Consider the following 15,214-nt stretch of genomic DNA (forward strand, 5'->3'; position numbering starts at 1 on the left):
GAGCCGCCTGATAACGCTATTGCAATAGCTTGTTTTTTTAAGTCATGCTTGATTTTTAGGAACGCTAAACAAGGCTATCGGCAGTTTTCAGACGACCTTGGGTTTCAAAACCGCTTAAGCCAACTCTCGGACGAACACTTGCGAATTGCGGCCGTTGGCGAGGTAGTCGCGGCGGCGTTCTTCGGGTAATGCGTCGGGAGAGGTCGTCTGAAAACCGCGTTCGGCAAACCATTCGCCTGTGTGGGTGGAGAGGGCGAACAGGCGGCGGATACCCATGGCGCGGGCTTTTTGGAAGAGGTGGTCGAGCAGCATTTCGCCGTAGCCGCCGTCGCGGGCTTCGGGGGAGACGACGAGGCAGGCGAGTTCGCCGATTTCGGGATCGTCGAAAGTTTTGAGGGCGACGCAACCGTAGATGTTGCGGTCGTGTTCGAGGACGGAGAAACCGGAGATGTGGTTTTCGAGATATTCGCGGCTGCGGTGCAACAGGATGCCTTGTTCTTCCAGCGGGCGTATCAGGGCGATGATGCGGGGGATGTCGCGGCTGTGGGCTTGACGGATGGAGACGAAGGCATCGCGGGCGATGGCGGTACCGCAGCCTTCGCGGGTGAAGAGTTCGCGCAACAGTCCGCCGTCTTCGCGCCCGCTGAGGATTTGCACGCGGCTGACGCCGTTTTCGACGGCGTTGACGGCGGCTTGGAGCAGGCGCACGGGAACGTTGTTTACGGTTTCTATCAGGTGGCGGACTTCGCCTGAGGACAGGGTGGACATGAGGACGCCGTCGGCGTTGCAAATGCCGGCTTCTTCGGTCAGGTACACGAGTTTTTCGGCTTGAAGGGCGACGGCAACGGCTTCGGCGGCTTCGCTCATGCTGAGATTGAAGGTTTTGCCGCCGTAGGAGTGTCCGAGCGGGCTGATGAGGACAATAGCGCCGTCGTCAAGGCGGCGGTTGATGGAGTCGGTATCGGTTTTGCGGACGATGCCGGTGTAGCCCATGTCTATGCCGTCAATGACGCCGAGCGGACGGGCGGTGAGGAAATTGCCCGAAGCGGTGGGAATCGGTTTGTTGCGCAAGGGGGCGGATGCGCTGCTGCACAGGGCGGCTTCGATGTCGCTGCGTATCATGCCGACCGCCTGCTTGGCGTCGCGCAGGGTGGCGTCGTCGGTAATGCGGCGGTTGCGGTGGTATTGCGGAACGAATTGTCTGTCGGCGGCGAGGCGGTTGAGGAAATGGCGCGTACCGTGTACCAATACGAGACGCACGCCCAAGCCGGCGAGCAGATGGAAATCGGCGGCGAGCCGGTTCAGGGTGTCGCCTTCGAGCAGGCTGTCGGTGATGCCGATAACCAGTGTTTTGCCGCGCAGGTAGTGGATATAGGGCGCGGCTTCGCGAAAATCGGCGACAAAGCCCGGAGATGTGTTCATAGCAAGACCAGATAGAAAAGCTGCATGATGAGGACGGTCAGCGCGACCAGTACCGCCAGCGTCCAGTTGAAGCCTTCTTCGGATTTGGCAGGTTTGGCAGCGGCAGCCATCAAGGCTTGGAATTCTTCAGTCCGACGTTTTTCATCTTCGGCACGCCGTGCCGCCTCTTCTTTGGCCTTTTTGGCGCGTTCGGCGCTGTCGAGCAGGCTGGCGATTTCGTGGCGGGAGAGTTGTTTGCGGTTGCGGATGTTGCCGCCCATGTCGTGTACGAGGCGGACGTCGGTAACGGCGTTGGGCAGCGTGTCGGGATTGGCGGGGGCGGAAGACGGCGCCAGGCTGTCTTTGGCTTTGAACAGACCTTCGCATTTATTGCAAACGACAAAGCCTTGTGCGACGTTGAGCTGGGTGTCTTTGACCCAAAGTGAGGTTTTGCAGTGTGGGCAGATACAGGCGGGCATAGGGGTTTTCCGTGTAAAGTGTGGGATGTGTTGTTTTAATGTGTGTTTGATCGGGTTGGGTCATCTGAAAAAGGGTTTGTCCGTTTTCAGACAACCTGACGACCTTTTGTTTATCGGATTTTAGGCAACGCCGTAGCGTTCGCGGTAGGCTCTGACCGGCTCGAGGAAGCCGCCGAATTCCGCATTGTTTTGCAGGAGTGTGAACAAGTCGTTCAGATTGGCAATGGCGACAACGGGCAGGCCGTATTGTTTTTCCACTTCCTGAACGGCGGACAATTCGCCCGTGCCTTTTTCCATGCGGTCGAGCGCGATGGCGACGGCGGCGGGCGTTGCGCCTTCCGCTTCAATCAGTTTGACCGATTCGCGCACAGATGTTCCCGCAGAAATCACGTCGTCGATAATCAATACGCGGCCTTTGAGCGGCGCACCGACCAACACGCCGCCTTCGCCGTGGTCTTTCGCTTCTTTGCGGTTGTAGGCAAACGGCACGTTCACGCCTTTTTCCGCCAGCATCATCGCCGTCGCCGCCGCCAAAATAATGCCTTTGTAAGCCGGGCCGAACAGCATGTCGAATTTTACGCCGCTCTCGATAATCGCCTGCGCATAAAACTTCGCCAGTTGCAGCGTCGATGCGCCGTCGTTAAACAGTCCGGCGTTGAAAAAATAAGGCGACTGACGGCCTGCCTTGGTCGTGAATTCACCGAATTTCAATACATTCTGCGCCAGCGCAAACTTGAGGAAATCTTGACGGAAATCGGACATTTTGCTTCTTTCGAAAGATATTGATTTATAAAGGAAGAGATTATAAAGGATTCATGAGGAAAATGCAGGTCGTCTGAAAAAGTGGGTTGGTTTGATGCGTTTCCTGCTAATGAATTGTTAGCTTGGTTATAGTTTAGTTATATTTTGTTTATAAATTTACTTGAATTAACTATTGCATATGGGTTGGCTTATCTTTTTAGTATAAAATGTCTAAGTCATTGATTCAGGTGCATCGCAAGCACAATCAAGACTTGTTCCCGAATACAGAAACTTCGAGATTCAATTTAAAAAAGGATGATACGACATGAAAAAAGTACTTGCATTGATTTGTACAGCAACTTTGGCTGCCTGCGGAGGTGGGGGCGGTGGTGGAAATTCCACTCCTTCTTCACAATCTACGCCTAACGCAGGTCCAAGCAACCCATCAACGTCGCAGAAGCCTGCAACTCCCCCATCAACGACAACTCCTGCAAAACCTGAGACGGGTAAAACGCCTACTGCTCCTAAAACTCCTGCTACTCCGGCGGTTCCTACCGCTGCACAGCAAACAGTTGGCGGTAACAGCATTGCCATCGATAATAGCAATATCAAACACATCCGCGTTGACGGTGTGGATTTCGACTTGACCCAAAGCGGCGGTATTTCTTTGAATAATTGGAAAGGCAAAGTTCCTGGTTTCATTTCAGGAATTGCATCCGGCGAGCCGAAATCCGTACAGAAATTCTTGGTCAATACCGCTTCAGCAAACGCTACTGCCGGCGTGTTGGAAGTTAACGGCAAAAAACAAGCTTTCTTCAGCGGACACTTTACGCCCGCAGCCGAGCTGCCTAAAGGACAAGTTCATTACAGCACCAGCGTTGCCTCTATGCATAGCGGCGCAAATTACGATATTACCCGCACAGAGTTGACTGCCAATTTTGACAGTAAAAAATTAACAGGCACTATCTCTCGTGATGCTAAATTTGGCGACAACATTGCTGTTAATGCCCAAATTAGCGGCAACAAGTTTGAACAATCCGGTGCGACCCAAGTCAAAGGCGGTTTCTTTGGCAAAAATGCAGCGGAAGTTGCAGGCGGATTCTCTAGCGGCAATACGGTAGGCGCATTCGTCGGCTCGAAGAAATAATCTTCCGGTAAACGGTATTGCAAATAAAGGTCCTTGGATTCGGATTTCAAGTGCAACACTAGTGTATCAGTGGTTTGAACAGATTCAAGAATAAAACACTTGGCGTTTCGTAGCCAAGTGTTTTTCTTGGCCGGTGGTTCAACTCATCTTGAACCCTGCGTATCTCCCGATCACTGATGTTTCGGAAATCGGTTTGCTTGGGGAAATATTGTCGGATGAGTCCGTTGGTGTTCTCATTCAGCCCTTTCTCCCAAGAATGGTAGGGGCGGCAAAAATAGGTTTCCGCCTTCAATGCTTTGGCTATTTTGGTGTGCTGGTAGAACTCTTTGCCGTTATCCATGGTAATGGTGTGCACTCTGGCTTTATGTGCCTTTAATACTCTAATGGCCGCTAGGGCAGTGTCTTCGGCTTTTAAGTTATCCAATTTACAGATGATGGTGTAGCGGGTAACGCGTTCGACCAAGGTCAGTAATGCACTTTTCTGTCCTTTGCCGACGATGGTGTCGGCTTCCCAATCGCCGATGCGGGCTTTTTGGTCGACGATAGCGGGTCGGTTTTCTATGCCGACGCGGTTGGGCACTTTGCCTCCGGTCCATGTGCTGCCGTAGCGTTTGCGGTAGGGTTTGCTGCATATTTTGAGGTGTTACCACAAAGTGCCGCCGTTGCTTTTGTCTTGGCGGAGGTAGCGGTAAACGGTGCTGTGATGGAGCGTGATCCCGTGGTGTTTGCGCAGGTAGGCGCATACTTGTTCGGGACTGAGTTTTCGGCGGATAAGGGTGTCGATGTGTTGAATCAGCTGCGAATCGAGCTTATAGGGTTTTCGCGGGCGCTGTTTGGTCAGCCGGCTTTGCCGTTGCGCTTTATCGGCGCTGTATTGCTGTCCTTGGGTATGGTGCCGCTTGATTTCGCGACTGATGGTGCTTTTGTGACGGTTAAGCTGTTTGGCGATTTCGGCGATGGTGCAGTGGCGGGACAGGTATTGGATGTGGTATCGTTCGTCTTGGGTCAGTTGTGTGTAGCTCATGGCAATCTTTCTTGCAGGAAAGGCCGTATGCTACCTCATACTGGCCTTTTTCTGTTATGGAAAGTTGCACTTCAAATGCGAATCCGCCGTCATCTGAAAACAGGTTTTATGGTTTTCAGACGACCTTTTGCTTTGGTGCGCTTTTTAATTTTTTGTATTCGGCTATTATCTGTGTCAAATGGTGACGGCGATATATGGCGGGTTGATACTGAGATTTTTAGCTTCTATCGGATAGATTGAGAAAAGAAGAGGTATAAAAGGATTCTTGAGGAAAATCTAGGTCGTCTGAAAGGATAGATTGTGGCAAAGTGCAAAGAAAATAGATCTCGATTTTTCAGACGACCTTTGTATCAACGTTAATCCGACAAAATAAAAACCCCGCTGGGAAGCGGGGTTTTTGGGGTGTTTCGATTAAGGCTTAGCGTAGCCGTGTACGCCGTTGTATGGAGAAGGAATCCAACCTTCATCCACTGCAGGACGCTCGCCTTGACCTTCAATTGTTTGACCCGGAGCAACTTGTTTGGTAACAACGCTGCGGATTTTCACGTCAACGCGACGATCAGGCTCGATACATGCGATCAGAGCAGAACGTTTTTTGGCTTTAGATACTTTTTTGCCCAGTCTTGAAACTTCGGCTTCACAAGTAGCAGTCATTTGAGCTTGAGATTCGCCCAAGCCGGCTGCGGAGATCTTGTTGGAAGGAACACCGCGGTTAACCAGGTAGTTGGCAACTACGTTAGCACGACGCTCAGACAGGTTTTGGTTGTACTCTTCAGAACCCATGAAGTCGGTGTGACCTTCAACACGTACGGTTTGTACGTTTTCGTTGCTCAGGCGTTGAGCCAAGCTGTTCAGGTTTTCTTGAGCTTCAGGACGCAGGATGTCTTTGTCGAAGCTGAACAGGGTTTTCGCAGACAGGGAAACAGTTTCGTCAACGTATTCGGGAGCTTGTTGAACTGCGGCTACCGCTTCGCGGTCACCACATTCGACACGACCTTGGGTTTCTTTGTCGAAGTAGCTGTTTTTCCAGCACTCGCCGTAGTTGTTACGGACGACTTCTTGAGATTGGCTGCTTACGGTGTAGCCGTGTTTGGTGTGCGCTTCACTTGCCATTGCAGTGCCTGAAGCAACCAATGCAACGAACAATGCGCTTAATTTCAGCTGTTTGGTCATTTTATTCCCTCATCAAAATTGTTATGCGGCGGATACAGGAAGCAGCCGCAGCAAATTACCAATATACAGGCCGCAGCATAAAACAGCGGCAAATCGGATATATCAGTTTGCACTATAAAGAAGCATGGCACAGACTGTCAATACTCGATGCCTTGATAAAAACATGAAACTGCTTGCCTCCTAATGGTGAATCATGCCTAAAAATCAAGCTTGTGTCATTTATTTATCAGGAAATTCGGGTCTGTTTCTATTTGCAGTTGCGGAAACGCAACAAGAGTTTGCGTGCTGTAAAGACGGTTTTCATAGTTTATATGTATAGTTTTATTGAAAACAAAAACTTCCTTGTGTGTTTTTTGGATATCCGACAAATCCGGCAAAATATGTTAAATTATGTGCCGCTTGTCGTATAAAACATACAAACACAATACAACCGGACTACCTATGAAATTACAGCAATTGCGGTATGCATTGGAGGTGTACCGCCATAATTTGAATGTATCTGAGGCTGCGGATGCGCTATTTACTTCGCAACCGGGTATTTCCAAGCAAATCCGCCTTTTGGAAGAAGAACTGGGGGTGCAGATTTTTATACGCAGCGGCAAGCGTGTGGTGTCTGTTTCCCAACCGGGTAAGGCGGTGTTGGAAATTTCGGAACGGATTTTGCGCGATGTCCAAAATATTAAGAATATCGGCAGCGAGTTTACCGATCACGACAGCGGTGCTCTGACGATTGCGACGACGCATACGCAGGCACGCTATGCGCTGCCTTTGATTGTGGCGGATTTTGTGAAGCGTTACCCAAGGGTCAATCTGACGATCAAGCAGGGGAGCCCTGCTGCTATTGCGCAAATGGTCAGTAATGGCGAGGCGGATATTGCGATTGTGACGGAGCGGATTGACGATCATCCCGAACTGAGCAAGTTGACGTGTGATGAATGGAACCATGCGGTCATCGTGCCGAAAGAGCATCCTTTGTTGGAATGTATGAATCCTTTAAGTATTGAGGATTTGGCTTCGTTTCCTTTGATTACTTACGAATTTGCATTTAATCAGGGCAGCAGTATTGCGCGTGCTTTTAATAAGGCGCATTTGGATAATCCGGATGTGGTGTTGTCGGCAGCGGATACGGATGTGTTGAAGACTTATGTCCGACTGGGGCTTGGTGTCGGATTGATGGCGAAGATGGCATTTGATCCGGAGAAAGATTCGGATTTGGAATTGGTCGATGCGGCGCATCTGTTTGAGCCTTCGCCCATTTGGATGGCGGTACGCTCGGATACTTATCTTCGCGGTTATACCTACGATTTTATCGAAATGTTCTCGCCGAAGCTGACGCGGGATGTGGTGGATCGTATTCTTTATACGCCGGTGGTCGAAGATTTCTCTATTTGATTTTGGATATGGCAAGAGGTCGTCTGAAAAGCAGAAATGTTTTTCAGACGACCTTTTTTAGTGCGGTTGATATTGGCCGGGGGCTTTGAAATTCAATGTGAGACCTTTGCAAAATTCCCCAAAATCCCCTAAATTTCCACCAAGACATTTAGGGGATTTTCCATGAGCACCTTCTTCCAGCAAACCGCACAAGCCATGATTGCCAAACACATCGACCGCTTCCCACTATTGAAGTTGGATCAGGTGATTGATTGGCAGCCGATCGAGCAGTACCTGAATCGTCAAAGAACCCGTTACCTTAGAGACCACCGCGGCCGTCCCGCCTATCCCCTGTTGTCCATGTTCAAAGCCGTCCTGCTCGGACAATGGCACAGCCTCTCCGATCCCGAACTCGAACACAGCCTCATCACCCGCATCGATTTCAACCTGTTTTGCCGTTTTGACGAACTGAGCATCCCCGATTACAGCACCTTATGCCGCTACCGCAACTGGCTGGCGCAAGACGACACCCTGTCCGAATTGCTGGAACTGATTAACCGCCAACTGACCGAAAAAAACCTAAAAGTAGAGAAAGCATCCGCTGCCGTCATTGACGCCACCATTATTCAGACCGCCGGCAGCAAACAGCGTCAGGCCATAGAAGTCGATGAAGAAGGACAAGTCAGCGGACAAACCACACCGAGTAAAGACAGCGATGCCCGCTGGACAAAGAAAAACGGTTTATACAGACTCGGTTACAAACAACATACCCGCACCGATGAGGAAGGCTATATCGAGAAACTGCACATTACCCCCGCCAATACCCATGAGCGCAACCATCTGTCCCCTTTGTTGGAGGGTATTGCCGAAGGCACGACCGTCTATGCCGACAAAGGCTACGACAGTACGGAAAACCGGCAACACCTGAAAGAGCATCGGTTGTTGGACGGCATTATGCGCAAAGCCCACCGCAACCGTCCGCTGACGGAAGCGCAAACCAAACGTAACCGCTATTTATCGAAGACCCGTTATGTGGTGGAACAAAGCTTCGGTACGCTGCACCGTAAATTCCGCTATGCGCGGGCAGCCTATTTCGGGCTGATTATAGTGGATTAAATTTAAATCAGGACAAGGCGACAAAGCCGCAGACAGTACAAATAGTACGGCAAGGCGAGGCAACGCCGTACTGGTTTAAATTTAATCCACTATACTTTCCCATCCAACCCAACAACAGACCACCCATGAAGTTTCTCAAAAAACTATGCGAACGAATTCTTGACTGGCTCGTCACCGGCAACATGTTGGGCTATGTGATATTGCTGACCGGCTCCATTATTCTCGGACTGTTATTCGGCGGGGATATGATTCTGGATAAAGCCCTTGGCCACATTGATACGCCTTGGCTCCCTATTATCGGCTTCTGTTTAGCATTGGCTACGCTCTTCGCAATTTGGTTTATCGAAGAAGATTTAGCCGAGCAGACGATGGAATTCAAACGGCGCGACAAATATCTGTGCGGCGCAATCGGTGGTTTGGTCAGCGCGCTACTGATTAAATGGACGTGGCAGGCAGCCTTGGTGGGATTGTCGATCGGCATACTGCTGGCGGCGTTGATGAGATGGTTGAAATATGTGATGCGGTATATATAAATTGGTCCAAGCATCTTTCAGACGACCCTTTACACCCAATCCTTTGAAATATTCTCAAGAAACTGCATAACCGATCCTAGGATTGGTTCGCTATCTTTGCCACAGACATACCGCTACCGAACAATCATCATGATAGGGAACCCTTTTTACTGCTCGGCGTAAGGCTTCCAACTTATCAGGCAACGACGGGGAAGCGTTCCATAATGTTTCCAAGCGTTCATGGGATAGCGCGTCGTGCAGACCGTCAGAACAAACCAAAACTGCCTCGCCTCTTTGCAAGATCAAAGAATCGGTAAAAATTTTAAAATGGGTTTCTTCATCATCCGCAATCAGGCAGTGCGCCAAAGCATAGTACATATCGGCGTATTCTGTATCTGCCCGCGCTTCCCCCTGCTCGATTAAATCCGCCAACACAGTGTGGTCATGGCTTACCTGCCGCCAGCGACCTTCAGCAGATATATGGTAAACGCGACTGTCACCGACATTGCAGATGCGGCACAAACCGTCCGCCTCGACTATTGCTGAAGCAAACGTCGAGGACGAGCCGAAATATTCATCGGCAAGCGTGTCGCAGAAGCTGCCGTGCAGCCTTCTCAGGAAACGCCCTTCTGCATCGCCCTCGCGCACGAAGGCGTCCAACCAAAACCGGCTGGCGAGATGCGCGGCGGGGCTGCTGGATACGCCGTCTGCCACTGCCAGCTGCACGGCATCGTCCGCCTCGGACAAACGGGTTTTGTGCAGCCTGACCTGACGCACCGCCGTGCCGTCAAACAAAGCATCCTGATTGCGTGCTTTACCGGCACCAACCATTTGAAAATAAGCAAGCTGAAACATGGTTATCCTGACAACCTCATCCTGATTTAAATAAACCTACTTCGGCGCACTTTTCGCAAAAAATTTCATCGCCCAAGCCCCTTGTTCATCAGCGACAGTATATATCAATCATGCCGACTCACTTCTCGCTAACGCCATTTCCTAAACCAACCCAAAACACCTTACAACAGGTCGTCTGAAAACGCAGAAACCCATTTTTCAGACGACCTGACTTTGCCAAAGCAATTGATTTTATGTAAACTGGAAACTTCTTGTCGGAGTGCTGCTTGTTCCTGCAAACAGCTGAGACCGCGCCAGCGGAATCCGTAGAACCTGTCGGGGTAATGCCTGCGTAGGAAACAAGCTGTCAAACGCCTTTTCAGGCTTCCGTTCCCTTTCCCGCATTTCCCGCCATTCGGTGGATTCCGCTTCCGTCTTATCTTTCGTCCTCCCGACTGCCCAAATACTGCAAAGGAATCCACCATGCCCCGTATCGCCATTCTCGGCGGCGGCCTCTGCGGCCGTCTGACTGCCTTACAACTTGCAGAACAAGGTTTATCGGTTGCCCTCTTTGACAAAGGCGGGTGCAAAGGCGAAAACGCCGCCGCTTATGTTGCCGCCGCCATGCTCGCGCCTGCTGCGGAAGCGGTCGAAGCTACGCCTGAAGTTATCAAACTGGGCAGACAGAGCATTCCGCTTTGGCGCAGCATCAGAGGTCGTCTGAAAACGCCGACCATGATGCAAGAAAACGGCAGTCTGATCGTGTGGCACGGGCAGGACAAGCCATTATCCGGCGAGTTCGTCCGCCATCTCAAACGCGGTGGCGTAGCGGATGACGAAATCGTCCGTTGGCGCGCCGACGACATCGCCGAACGCGAACCGCAACTCGGCGGACGTTTTTCAGACGGCATCTACCTGCCGACCGAAGGCCAGCTCGACGGGCGGCAGATGCTGTCTGCACTTGCCGACGCTTTGGACGGGCTGAACGTCCCTTGCCATTGTGAACACGAATGCGCCCCCGACGACCTGCAAGCCCAATACGACTGGCTGATCGACTGCCGCGGCTACGGCGCAAAAACCGCGTGGAATCAATCCCCCGAGCACACCAGCACCTTGCGCGGCATACGCGGCGAAGTGGCGCGGGTTTACACGCCCGAAATCACGCTCAACCGCCCCGTGCGCCTGCTCCATCCGCGTTATCCGCTCTACATCGCCCCGAAAGAAAACCACGTTTTCGTTATCGGCGCGACCCAAATCGAAAGCGAAAGCCAAGCTCCCGCCAGCGTGCGTTCAGGGTTGGAACTTTTATCCGCACTCTATGCCGTCCACCCTGCTTTCGGCGAAGCCGACATCCTCGAAATCGCCACCGGACTGCGCCCCACGCTCAACCACCACAACCCCGAAATCCGTTACAGCCGCGCCCGACGCCTGATTGAAATCAACGGCCTTTTCCGGCACGGCTTCATGATTTCCCCCGCCGTAACCGCTGCCGCCGTCAAATTGGCAGTGGCACTGTTTGATGGAAAAGACGCGCCCGAACGTGATGAAGAAAGCGGTTTGGCGTATATTGAAAAATAAGTTTGAGGTCGTCTGAAAACGTCGCGGCATAGGTTTTACAGCAAAGCGGCACACCCCGACACCAGCCTGTATGAATATAATACAGCAAGGCGCGTCAACGCCGTATGGTCATCGATCTACCTATATTGCTCATCGACGAAAGGTTTCCAATGAATCCGAAATCCCTGTATTTACTGCCTGCGCTCTTACTTGCCCACTCCGCCGCCCTTGCCGCGCCCAAGATTTCAAACAACCTGAAACCGCGTTCTGCCGAAAAAATCATTTATTTCGAACAAAACGGCAAATTCGGCGCAAAAACCACAAGCGGCAAAATCATCGTCCCTGCGCAATACAACTGCAAATTTATTTGCGAACACGGCGAAAGCACTGGTGACGAGTTACTGTTTCTGGATAAAAGCCGAGAAGTTCGGGGCAAAGTTGCCTATTCGCCGTTTTTCCTGCATTCGCGGCAGGGCGAATTTTTATATCAGCCGATGATGTACGACTTGGCATCAGACTATTTTTCGGAAGGCAAACGCCGCTATGTTTCAAAAGACGGCAAAGTCGGTTTTGCCGACCGCGCGGACAACTTGGTCACTCCAGCCCAACACGATTGGGCAGGACAGTTTGAATATGGCTATGCCGCATTTTGCGACGACTGTCGAGAAGTGCGCGTGGACGAAGAACACACCGCCGTACAGGGTGGCACTTGGGGCATGATGGACGCACGCGGCAATACCGTTGCGCCCAGCGACACCCGCCGCGCCGCTTCCGACATCGAACGAAACGGCAAATTTTATCCGCACCCGTTTACCTACACCGCCGCCGAACGCGATATTCTGCAACGCATCAACCGCTACAAAAACCTGATTGTCGGACTGGCAGCAGTTTCCTATTCGCCATACAAAACCGCCGAAGAACGCGCGGCCTACCGCTTTGAAATCGTGTCGCAGCCCGTTCAAGGCTATCCGTATTACGAAATCGTCCTGTTTGACGGCAAAGGCAACACCGTTGAAGGCGAACGCTTTCTCGCCGGCGCCGACGGCAAACGGCTCTACGCTCTGCCTGTCGGAGAAGAAACACCGCTTCCGCTGGAAACCCACCTGCGCCACGATATCCGCAGCACACTTGCCGAACAACCCAAAAGACAGAAAAGCGGCTCTTGGAACGACAACCCGTTTCGCTTGAAAGATTATCCCGAAGCAAAAGCCTTGTTGAAACGCAGGAAATGAGTTTCAGACGACCCCTATTGCTCCGTAAGAAATGAAAAAGGACACCCCATGACCTTCCCGCCCCTAAAATCCCCGCTCAAATTCTACGCTGTCGTTCCCACCGCCGATTGGGTCGAGCGCATGGTCAAAGCAGGTGCCGACACGGTGCAACTGCGCTGCAAAACCTTGTACGGCGATGAATTAAAACGTGAAATCGCCCGCTGCGTCGCCGCCTGTCAAGACAGCCGTACCCAGCTTTTCATCAACGACCACTGGTGCGAGGCGATAGAAGCAGGCGCATACGGCGTGCATCTCGGACAAGAAGACATGGACACCGCCGACCTCGCCGCCATCGCCGCCGCCGGTTTGCGTTTGGGTTTGAGTACGCACTCCGTTGCCGAACTCGACTGCGCCCTGTCCGTACACCCCAGCTACGTCGCCAGCGGAGCGATTTTCCCGACCACGACCAAGCAAATGCCCACCGCCCCGCAAGGCTTGGACAAACTGCGCGAATATGTGAAACAGGCAGGCGGCACGCCCGTCGTCGCCATCGGAGGCATCGATTTGAACAACGCCGAAGATGTGCTGGCAACCGGCGTTTCCTCACTCGCCGTCGTTCGCGCCGTTACTGAAGCGGAAAATCCCGAGGCGGTAGTTAAAACGTTTCAGGCTTTGTGGGATGAATAAGGTCGTCTGAAAACCAAATTTCAGACGACCTGCTCAATTAGGATATTCGATTGCCGTCATTTCGGATGCCATACAGGCAGAAGCGGGCATAACGGCGTAAAAATAATCGGTGGATTCAGTTGTCCCAGCCTTCCACCACCAGTTTGCCAATCATATCTCCGCGTTCCAGCATCTCATGCGCGCGGCGCAGGTTGGCGGCATTGATGCCGTGCAGGATTTGGGTGGCGGTCGGACGGATGATGCCTTTGTCCACCAGCCGCGCGGTTTCGGTCAGGATTTCGCCTTGCCGTTCGATGTCTGCCGTTTCGCGCAGCGGGCGGGTAAACATAAATTCCCAATGCAGCGACAGGCTTTTGCCTTTGAGCGGGTTCACGTCCAGCGTTTCGGGGTCGTCAATCAGCGCGATTCTGCCTTGCGGGGCGATGAGTTCCACGATTTGCGGCAGATGGCGGTCGGTATGGTTGGTGGAAAAAACAAACGACGGCGCGCCGATATTTAACGCGGCAACCTGTTCCGCCATGTCTTCATGATGGTTGATGACGAAATCCGCCCCCAATTCCTTCACCCACGCGCGGCTTTCGGGGCGGGAAGCGGTGGCGATGACCTGGATGCCGGTCAGCTTCTTCAGCAACTGGATGGCAAGCGAGCCGACCCCGCCTGCACCGCCGATTAAGAGCAGCGCATTGGCGCCGCCTGCCACTGGTTTGTTCACGTCCAAGCGGTCGAACAGCGTTTCCCATGCGGTAATCGCCGTCAATGGCAGTGCGGCGGCTTGGGCAAAATCCAGCGAACGCGGTTTTTTGGCGGTAATGCGCGCGTCCACCGCCTGTAATTGAGCGTTCGAACCTTGGCGGTTGATGGCGCCCGCGTAATACACTTCATCGCCGACTTTGAAATGCCGCACTTCGCTGCCGACTGCCTGAACGATGCCTGCCGCGTCGTAACCCAATACGCGGTACTGCCCTGCCGCAGGCGTATGCGCCGCCCGAACTTTCACATCGGCAGGATTCACCGAAACCGCCTGCACGGCAACCAAAATATCGTGCGGCCGCAATTCGGGTTCGGGCAGTTCGATGTCGAGCAGGGCTTCAGGGTTGGAAACGGGCAAAGGACGGTTGAAACCGATGGCTTTCATGATGTTCTCCTGTTAGGTCGTCTGAAAGCGTGTATCATGCACCCGAAGTACACCATCAACAAGAACGCACTTATTTTTCATATAGTTACATAAAGGATACTGTCATGCCCCGCACACCGCACCCAAGCTACGACTGCGCCGAAGGCTGCTCGGTGGAAGCCGCGCTTTCCGTTATCGGCGGCAAATGGAAAGGCACGATACTCTACCGCCTGCACACGGACGGCACGCTGCGCTTCAACCAAATCCGCCGCATCCTGCCCGATGTGTCGCAGCGCACGCTGACCGCCCAACTGCGCGCATTGGAAGCCGACGGCATCATTTCGCGCACCGTGTATCCCGAAGTCCCGCCACGAGTGGAATACCGCCTGACCGACTACGGCAAAACGCTTGCCCCCGTGCTGACGGCATTGAAAGAATGGGGCGACGGGTTCAAGCAAGAGCAGGCGCATCGCGAATAAAGAAACTTATAGTGGATTAACTTTAAACCAGTACGGCGTTGCCTCGCCTTGCCGTACTATCTGTACTGTCTGCGGCTTCGTCGCCTTGTCCTGATTTAAAGTTAATCCACTATACATACGAAATATCGAGAACCTATGAACATCATCTTAAACGGCGAACCCGCCGAACTTCGCGGCAAAACCGTTGCCGACCTCATCGCCCAAACCACGCCGCAAAAGCCCTTTGCCGTCGCCGTGAATACCGGATTTGTTGCCAAAGGCGCATATGCGGAAACGGTTTTGAATGAAAACGACAAAGTCGATATTGTGCGGCCGGTGGTCGGCGGCTAGGCGGTTTTGCCTTTTCAGACGGCCCCTGTCCCAAAAAT

Annotated in this window: 14 protein-coding genes, 2 pseudogenes and 1 riboswitch; of the genes and pseudogenes, 9 read left to right on the forward strand and 7 right to left on the reverse strand. The window is 52.5% G+C overall.

The features are described from left to right. Nucleotides 1-114: 114 nt before the first annotated feature. From argA to pyrE, 3 genes are all read right to left on the reverse strand, one after another. On the reverse strand, nucleotides 115-1,422 hold the full coding sequence (gene argA / locus ACMYUL_RS03395; RefSeq protein ID WP_342032248.1) for an amino-acid N-acetyltransferase: 1,308 nt from the start codon (nucleotides 1,420-1,422) through the stop codon (nucleotides 115-117). Continuing rightward, nucleotides 1,419-1,880, reverse strand: coding sequence for an MJ0042-type zinc finger domain-containing protein (locus tag ACMYUL_RS03400; protein WP_342032247.1), 462 nt, complete (start codon nucleotides 1,878-1,880; stop codon nucleotides 1,419-1,421). Before ACMYUL_RS03400 ends, argA begins: the two co-directional genes overlap by 4 nt. 120 nt (nucleotides 1,881-2,000) lie before the next feature. After that, nucleotides 2,001-2,642, reverse strand: coding sequence for an orotate phosphoribosyltransferase (gene pyrE / locus ACMYUL_RS03405; RefSeq protein ID WP_003741470.1), 642 nt, complete (start codon nucleotides 2,640-2,642; stop codon nucleotides 2,001-2,003). A gap of 304 nt (nucleotides 2,643-2,946) precedes the next feature. Between pyrE and ACMYUL_RS03410 the strand changes: the two genes are divergently transcribed. Beyond that, nucleotides 2,947-3,768: a transferrin-binding protein-like solute binding protein gene (locus ACMYUL_RS03410; RefSeq protein WP_342032246.1), complete on the forward strand. Its 822-nt coding sequence runs from the start codon at nucleotides 2,947-2,949 to the stop codon at nucleotides 3,766-3,768. Between the two features lie 58 nt (nucleotides 3,769-3,826). On the opposite strand, the pseudogene ACMYUL_RS03415 reads toward ACMYUL_RS03410, so the two are convergent. Together ACMYUL_RS03415 and ACMYUL_RS03420 are read right to left on the reverse strand one after the other, a co-directional pair. Then, a pseudogene (locus tag ACMYUL_RS03415) lies at nucleotides 3,827-4,792 on the reverse strand (IS30 family transposase). Between the two features lie 411 nt (nucleotides 4,793-5,203). Then, nucleotides 5,204-5,965 carry an OmpA family protein gene (locus tag ACMYUL_RS03420; protein ID WP_415772059.1) on the reverse strand — a complete coding sequence of 254 codons (762 nt, stop codon included), beginning with the start codon at nucleotides 5,963-5,965 and terminating at the stop codon, nucleotides 5,204-5,206. A 441-nt stretch (nucleotides 5,966-6,406) separates the two neighbouring features. Between ACMYUL_RS03420 and ACMYUL_RS03425 the strand changes: the two genes are divergently transcribed. The 3 genes and pseudogenes from ACMYUL_RS03425 to ACMYUL_RS03435 all read left to right on the forward strand — a co-directional run bounded on the left by ACMYUL_RS03425 (nucleotide 6,407) and on the right by ACMYUL_RS03435 (nucleotide 8,985). Beyond that, nucleotides 6,407-7,357, forward strand: a complete 951-nt coding sequence (locus ACMYUL_RS03425) for a CysB family HTH-type transcriptional regulator (protein WP_342032322.1) — start codon at nucleotides 6,407-6,409, stop codon at nucleotides 7,355-7,357. Nucleotides 7,358-7,519: 162 nt separating this feature from the next. Continuing rightward, nucleotides 7,520-8,446 (forward strand): annotated as a pseudogene (locus tag ACMYUL_RS03430) (IS5 family transposase); the annotation flags it as partial. A gap of 131 nt (nucleotides 8,447-8,577) precedes the next feature. Beyond that, nucleotides 8,578-8,985, forward strand: a complete 408-nt coding sequence (locus ACMYUL_RS03435) for a hypothetical protein (protein WP_415772061.1) — start codon at nucleotides 8,578-8,580, stop codon at nucleotides 8,983-8,985. 90 nt (nucleotides 8,986-9,075) lie between these two features. Here ACMYUL_RS03435 and ACMYUL_RS03440 read toward each other — a convergent pair whose 3' ends face one another. Then, complete coding sequence (locus ACMYUL_RS03440; protein WP_415772063.1) at nucleotides 9,076-9,819, reverse strand: PP2C family protein-serine/threonine phosphatase; 744 nt, start codon at nucleotides 9,817-9,819, stop codon at nucleotides 9,076-9,078. 245 nt (nucleotides 9,820-10,064) lie between these two features. Further along, a riboswitch (TPP riboswitch) is annotated at nucleotides 10,065-10,174 on the forward strand. A gap of 107 nt (nucleotides 10,175-10,281) precedes the next feature. On the opposite strand from ACMYUL_RS03440, the gene ACMYUL_RS03445 reads away from it, so the two are divergent. The 3 genes from ACMYUL_RS03445 to thiE all read left to right on the forward strand — a co-directional run bounded on the left by ACMYUL_RS03445 (nucleotide 10,282) and on the right by thiE (nucleotide 13,253). Continuing rightward, a complete protein-coding gene (locus ACMYUL_RS03445; protein WP_107855232.1) occupies nucleotides 10,282-11,376 on the forward strand; it encodes an FAD-dependent oxidoreductase in 1,095 nt (364 codons plus the stop codon). 149 nt (nucleotides 11,377-11,525) lie between these two features. Next, nucleotides 11,526-12,587 carry a WG repeat-containing protein gene (locus ACMYUL_RS03450; RefSeq protein ID WP_415772066.1) on the forward strand — a complete coding sequence of 354 codons (1,062 nt, stop codon included), beginning with the start codon at nucleotides 11,526-11,528 and terminating at the stop codon, nucleotides 12,585-12,587. Between the two features lie 48 nt (nucleotides 12,588-12,635). Then, nucleotides 12,636-13,253: a thiamine phosphate synthase gene (thiE, locus tag ACMYUL_RS03455; protein ID WP_415772067.1), complete on the forward strand. Its 618-nt coding sequence runs from the start codon at nucleotides 12,636-12,638 to the stop codon at nucleotides 13,251-13,253. A gap of 115 nt (nucleotides 13,254-13,368) precedes the next feature. Here the strand turns inward: thiE and ACMYUL_RS03460 are convergent, their stop codons facing one another. After that, nucleotides 13,369-14,388 carry a zinc-binding alcohol dehydrogenase family protein gene (locus ACMYUL_RS03460; RefSeq protein ID WP_415772069.1) on the reverse strand — a complete coding sequence of 340 codons (1,020 nt, stop codon included), beginning with the start codon at nucleotides 14,386-14,388 and terminating at the stop codon, nucleotides 13,369-13,371. Between the two features lie 104 nt (nucleotides 14,389-14,492). Between ACMYUL_RS03460 and ACMYUL_RS03465 the strand changes: the two genes are divergently transcribed. Both ACMYUL_RS03465 and thiS read left to right on the forward strand, forming a co-directional pair. Beyond that, nucleotides 14,493-14,846, forward strand: a complete 354-nt coding sequence (locus ACMYUL_RS03465; RefSeq protein WP_070774458.1) for a winged helix-turn-helix transcriptional regulator — start codon at nucleotides 14,493-14,495, stop codon at nucleotides 14,844-14,846. Nucleotides 14,847-14,981: 135 nt separating this feature from the next. Beyond that, a complete protein-coding gene (gene thiS, locus ACMYUL_RS03470) occupies nucleotides 14,982-15,176 on the forward strand; it encodes a sulfur carrier protein ThiS (protein ID WP_415772072.1) in 195 nt (64 codons plus the stop codon). Nucleotides 15,177-15,214 lie beyond the last annotated feature (38 nt).

The organism is Neisseria sp. CP9 (assembly GCF_047758525.1).
Classification (GTDB): Bacteria; Pseudomonadota; Gammaproteobacteria; order Burkholderiales; family Neisseriaceae; genus Neisseria.

What these genes read in the sequence shown, in the direction of transcription:
- pyrE (WP_003741470.1), bottom strand. Translation starts at nt 2,642, where the DNA reads ATGTCCGATTTCCGTCAAGATTTCCTCAAGTTTGCGCTGGCGCAGAAT.
- ACMYUL_RS03410 (WP_342032246.1), top strand. Translation starts at nt 2,947, where the DNA reads ATGAAAAAAGTACTTGCATTGATTTGTACAGCAACTTTGGCTGCCTGC.
- ACMYUL_RS03465 (WP_070774458.1), top strand. Translation starts at nt 14,493, where the DNA reads ATGCCCCGCACACCGCACCCAAGCTACGACTGCGCCGAAGGCTGCTCG.
- ACMYUL_RS03445 (WP_107855232.1), top strand. Translation starts at nt 10,282, where the DNA reads ATGCCCCGTATCGCCATTCTCGGCGGCGGCCTCTGCGGCCGTCTGACT.
- ACMYUL_RS03460 (WP_415772069.1), bottom strand. Translation starts at nt 14,388, where the DNA reads ATGAAAGCCATCGGTTTCAACCGTCCTTTGCCCGTTTCCAACCCTGAA.
- thiE (WP_415772067.1), top strand. Translation starts at nt 12,636, where the DNA reads ATGACCTTCCCGCCCCTAAAATCCCCGCTCAAATTCTACGCTGTCGTT.
- ACMYUL_RS03440 (WP_415772063.1), bottom strand. Translation starts at nt 9,819, where the DNA reads ATGTTTCAGCTTGCTTATTTTCAAATGGTTGGTGCCGGTAAAGCACGC.
- ACMYUL_RS03400 (WP_342032247.1), bottom strand. Translation starts at nt 1,880, where the DNA reads ATGCCCGCCTGTATCTGCCCACACTGCAAAACCTCACTTTGGGTCAAA.
- ACMYUL_RS03425 (WP_342032322.1), top strand. Translation starts at nt 6,407, where the DNA reads ATGAAATTACAGCAATTGCGGTATGCATTGGAGGTGTACCGCCATAAT.
- argA (WP_342032248.1), bottom strand. Translation starts at nt 1,422, where the DNA reads ATGAACACATCTCCGGGCTTTGTCGCCGATTTTCGCGAAGCCGCGCCC.
- ACMYUL_RS03420 (WP_415772059.1), bottom strand. Translation starts at nt 5,965, where the DNA reads ATGACCAAACAGCTGAAATTAAGCGCATTGTTCGTTGCATTGGTTGCT.
- ACMYUL_RS03435 (WP_415772061.1), top strand. Translation starts at nt 8,578, where the DNA reads ATGAAGTTTCTCAAAAAACTATGCGAACGAATTCTTGACTGGCTCGTC.
- thiS (WP_415772072.1), top strand. Translation starts at nt 14,982, where the DNA reads ATGAACATCATCTTAAACGGCGAACCCGCCGAACTTCGCGGCAAAACC.
- ACMYUL_RS03450 (WP_415772066.1), top strand. Translation starts at nt 11,526, where the DNA reads ATGAATCCGAAATCCCTGTATTTACTGCCTGCGCTCTTACTTGCCCAC.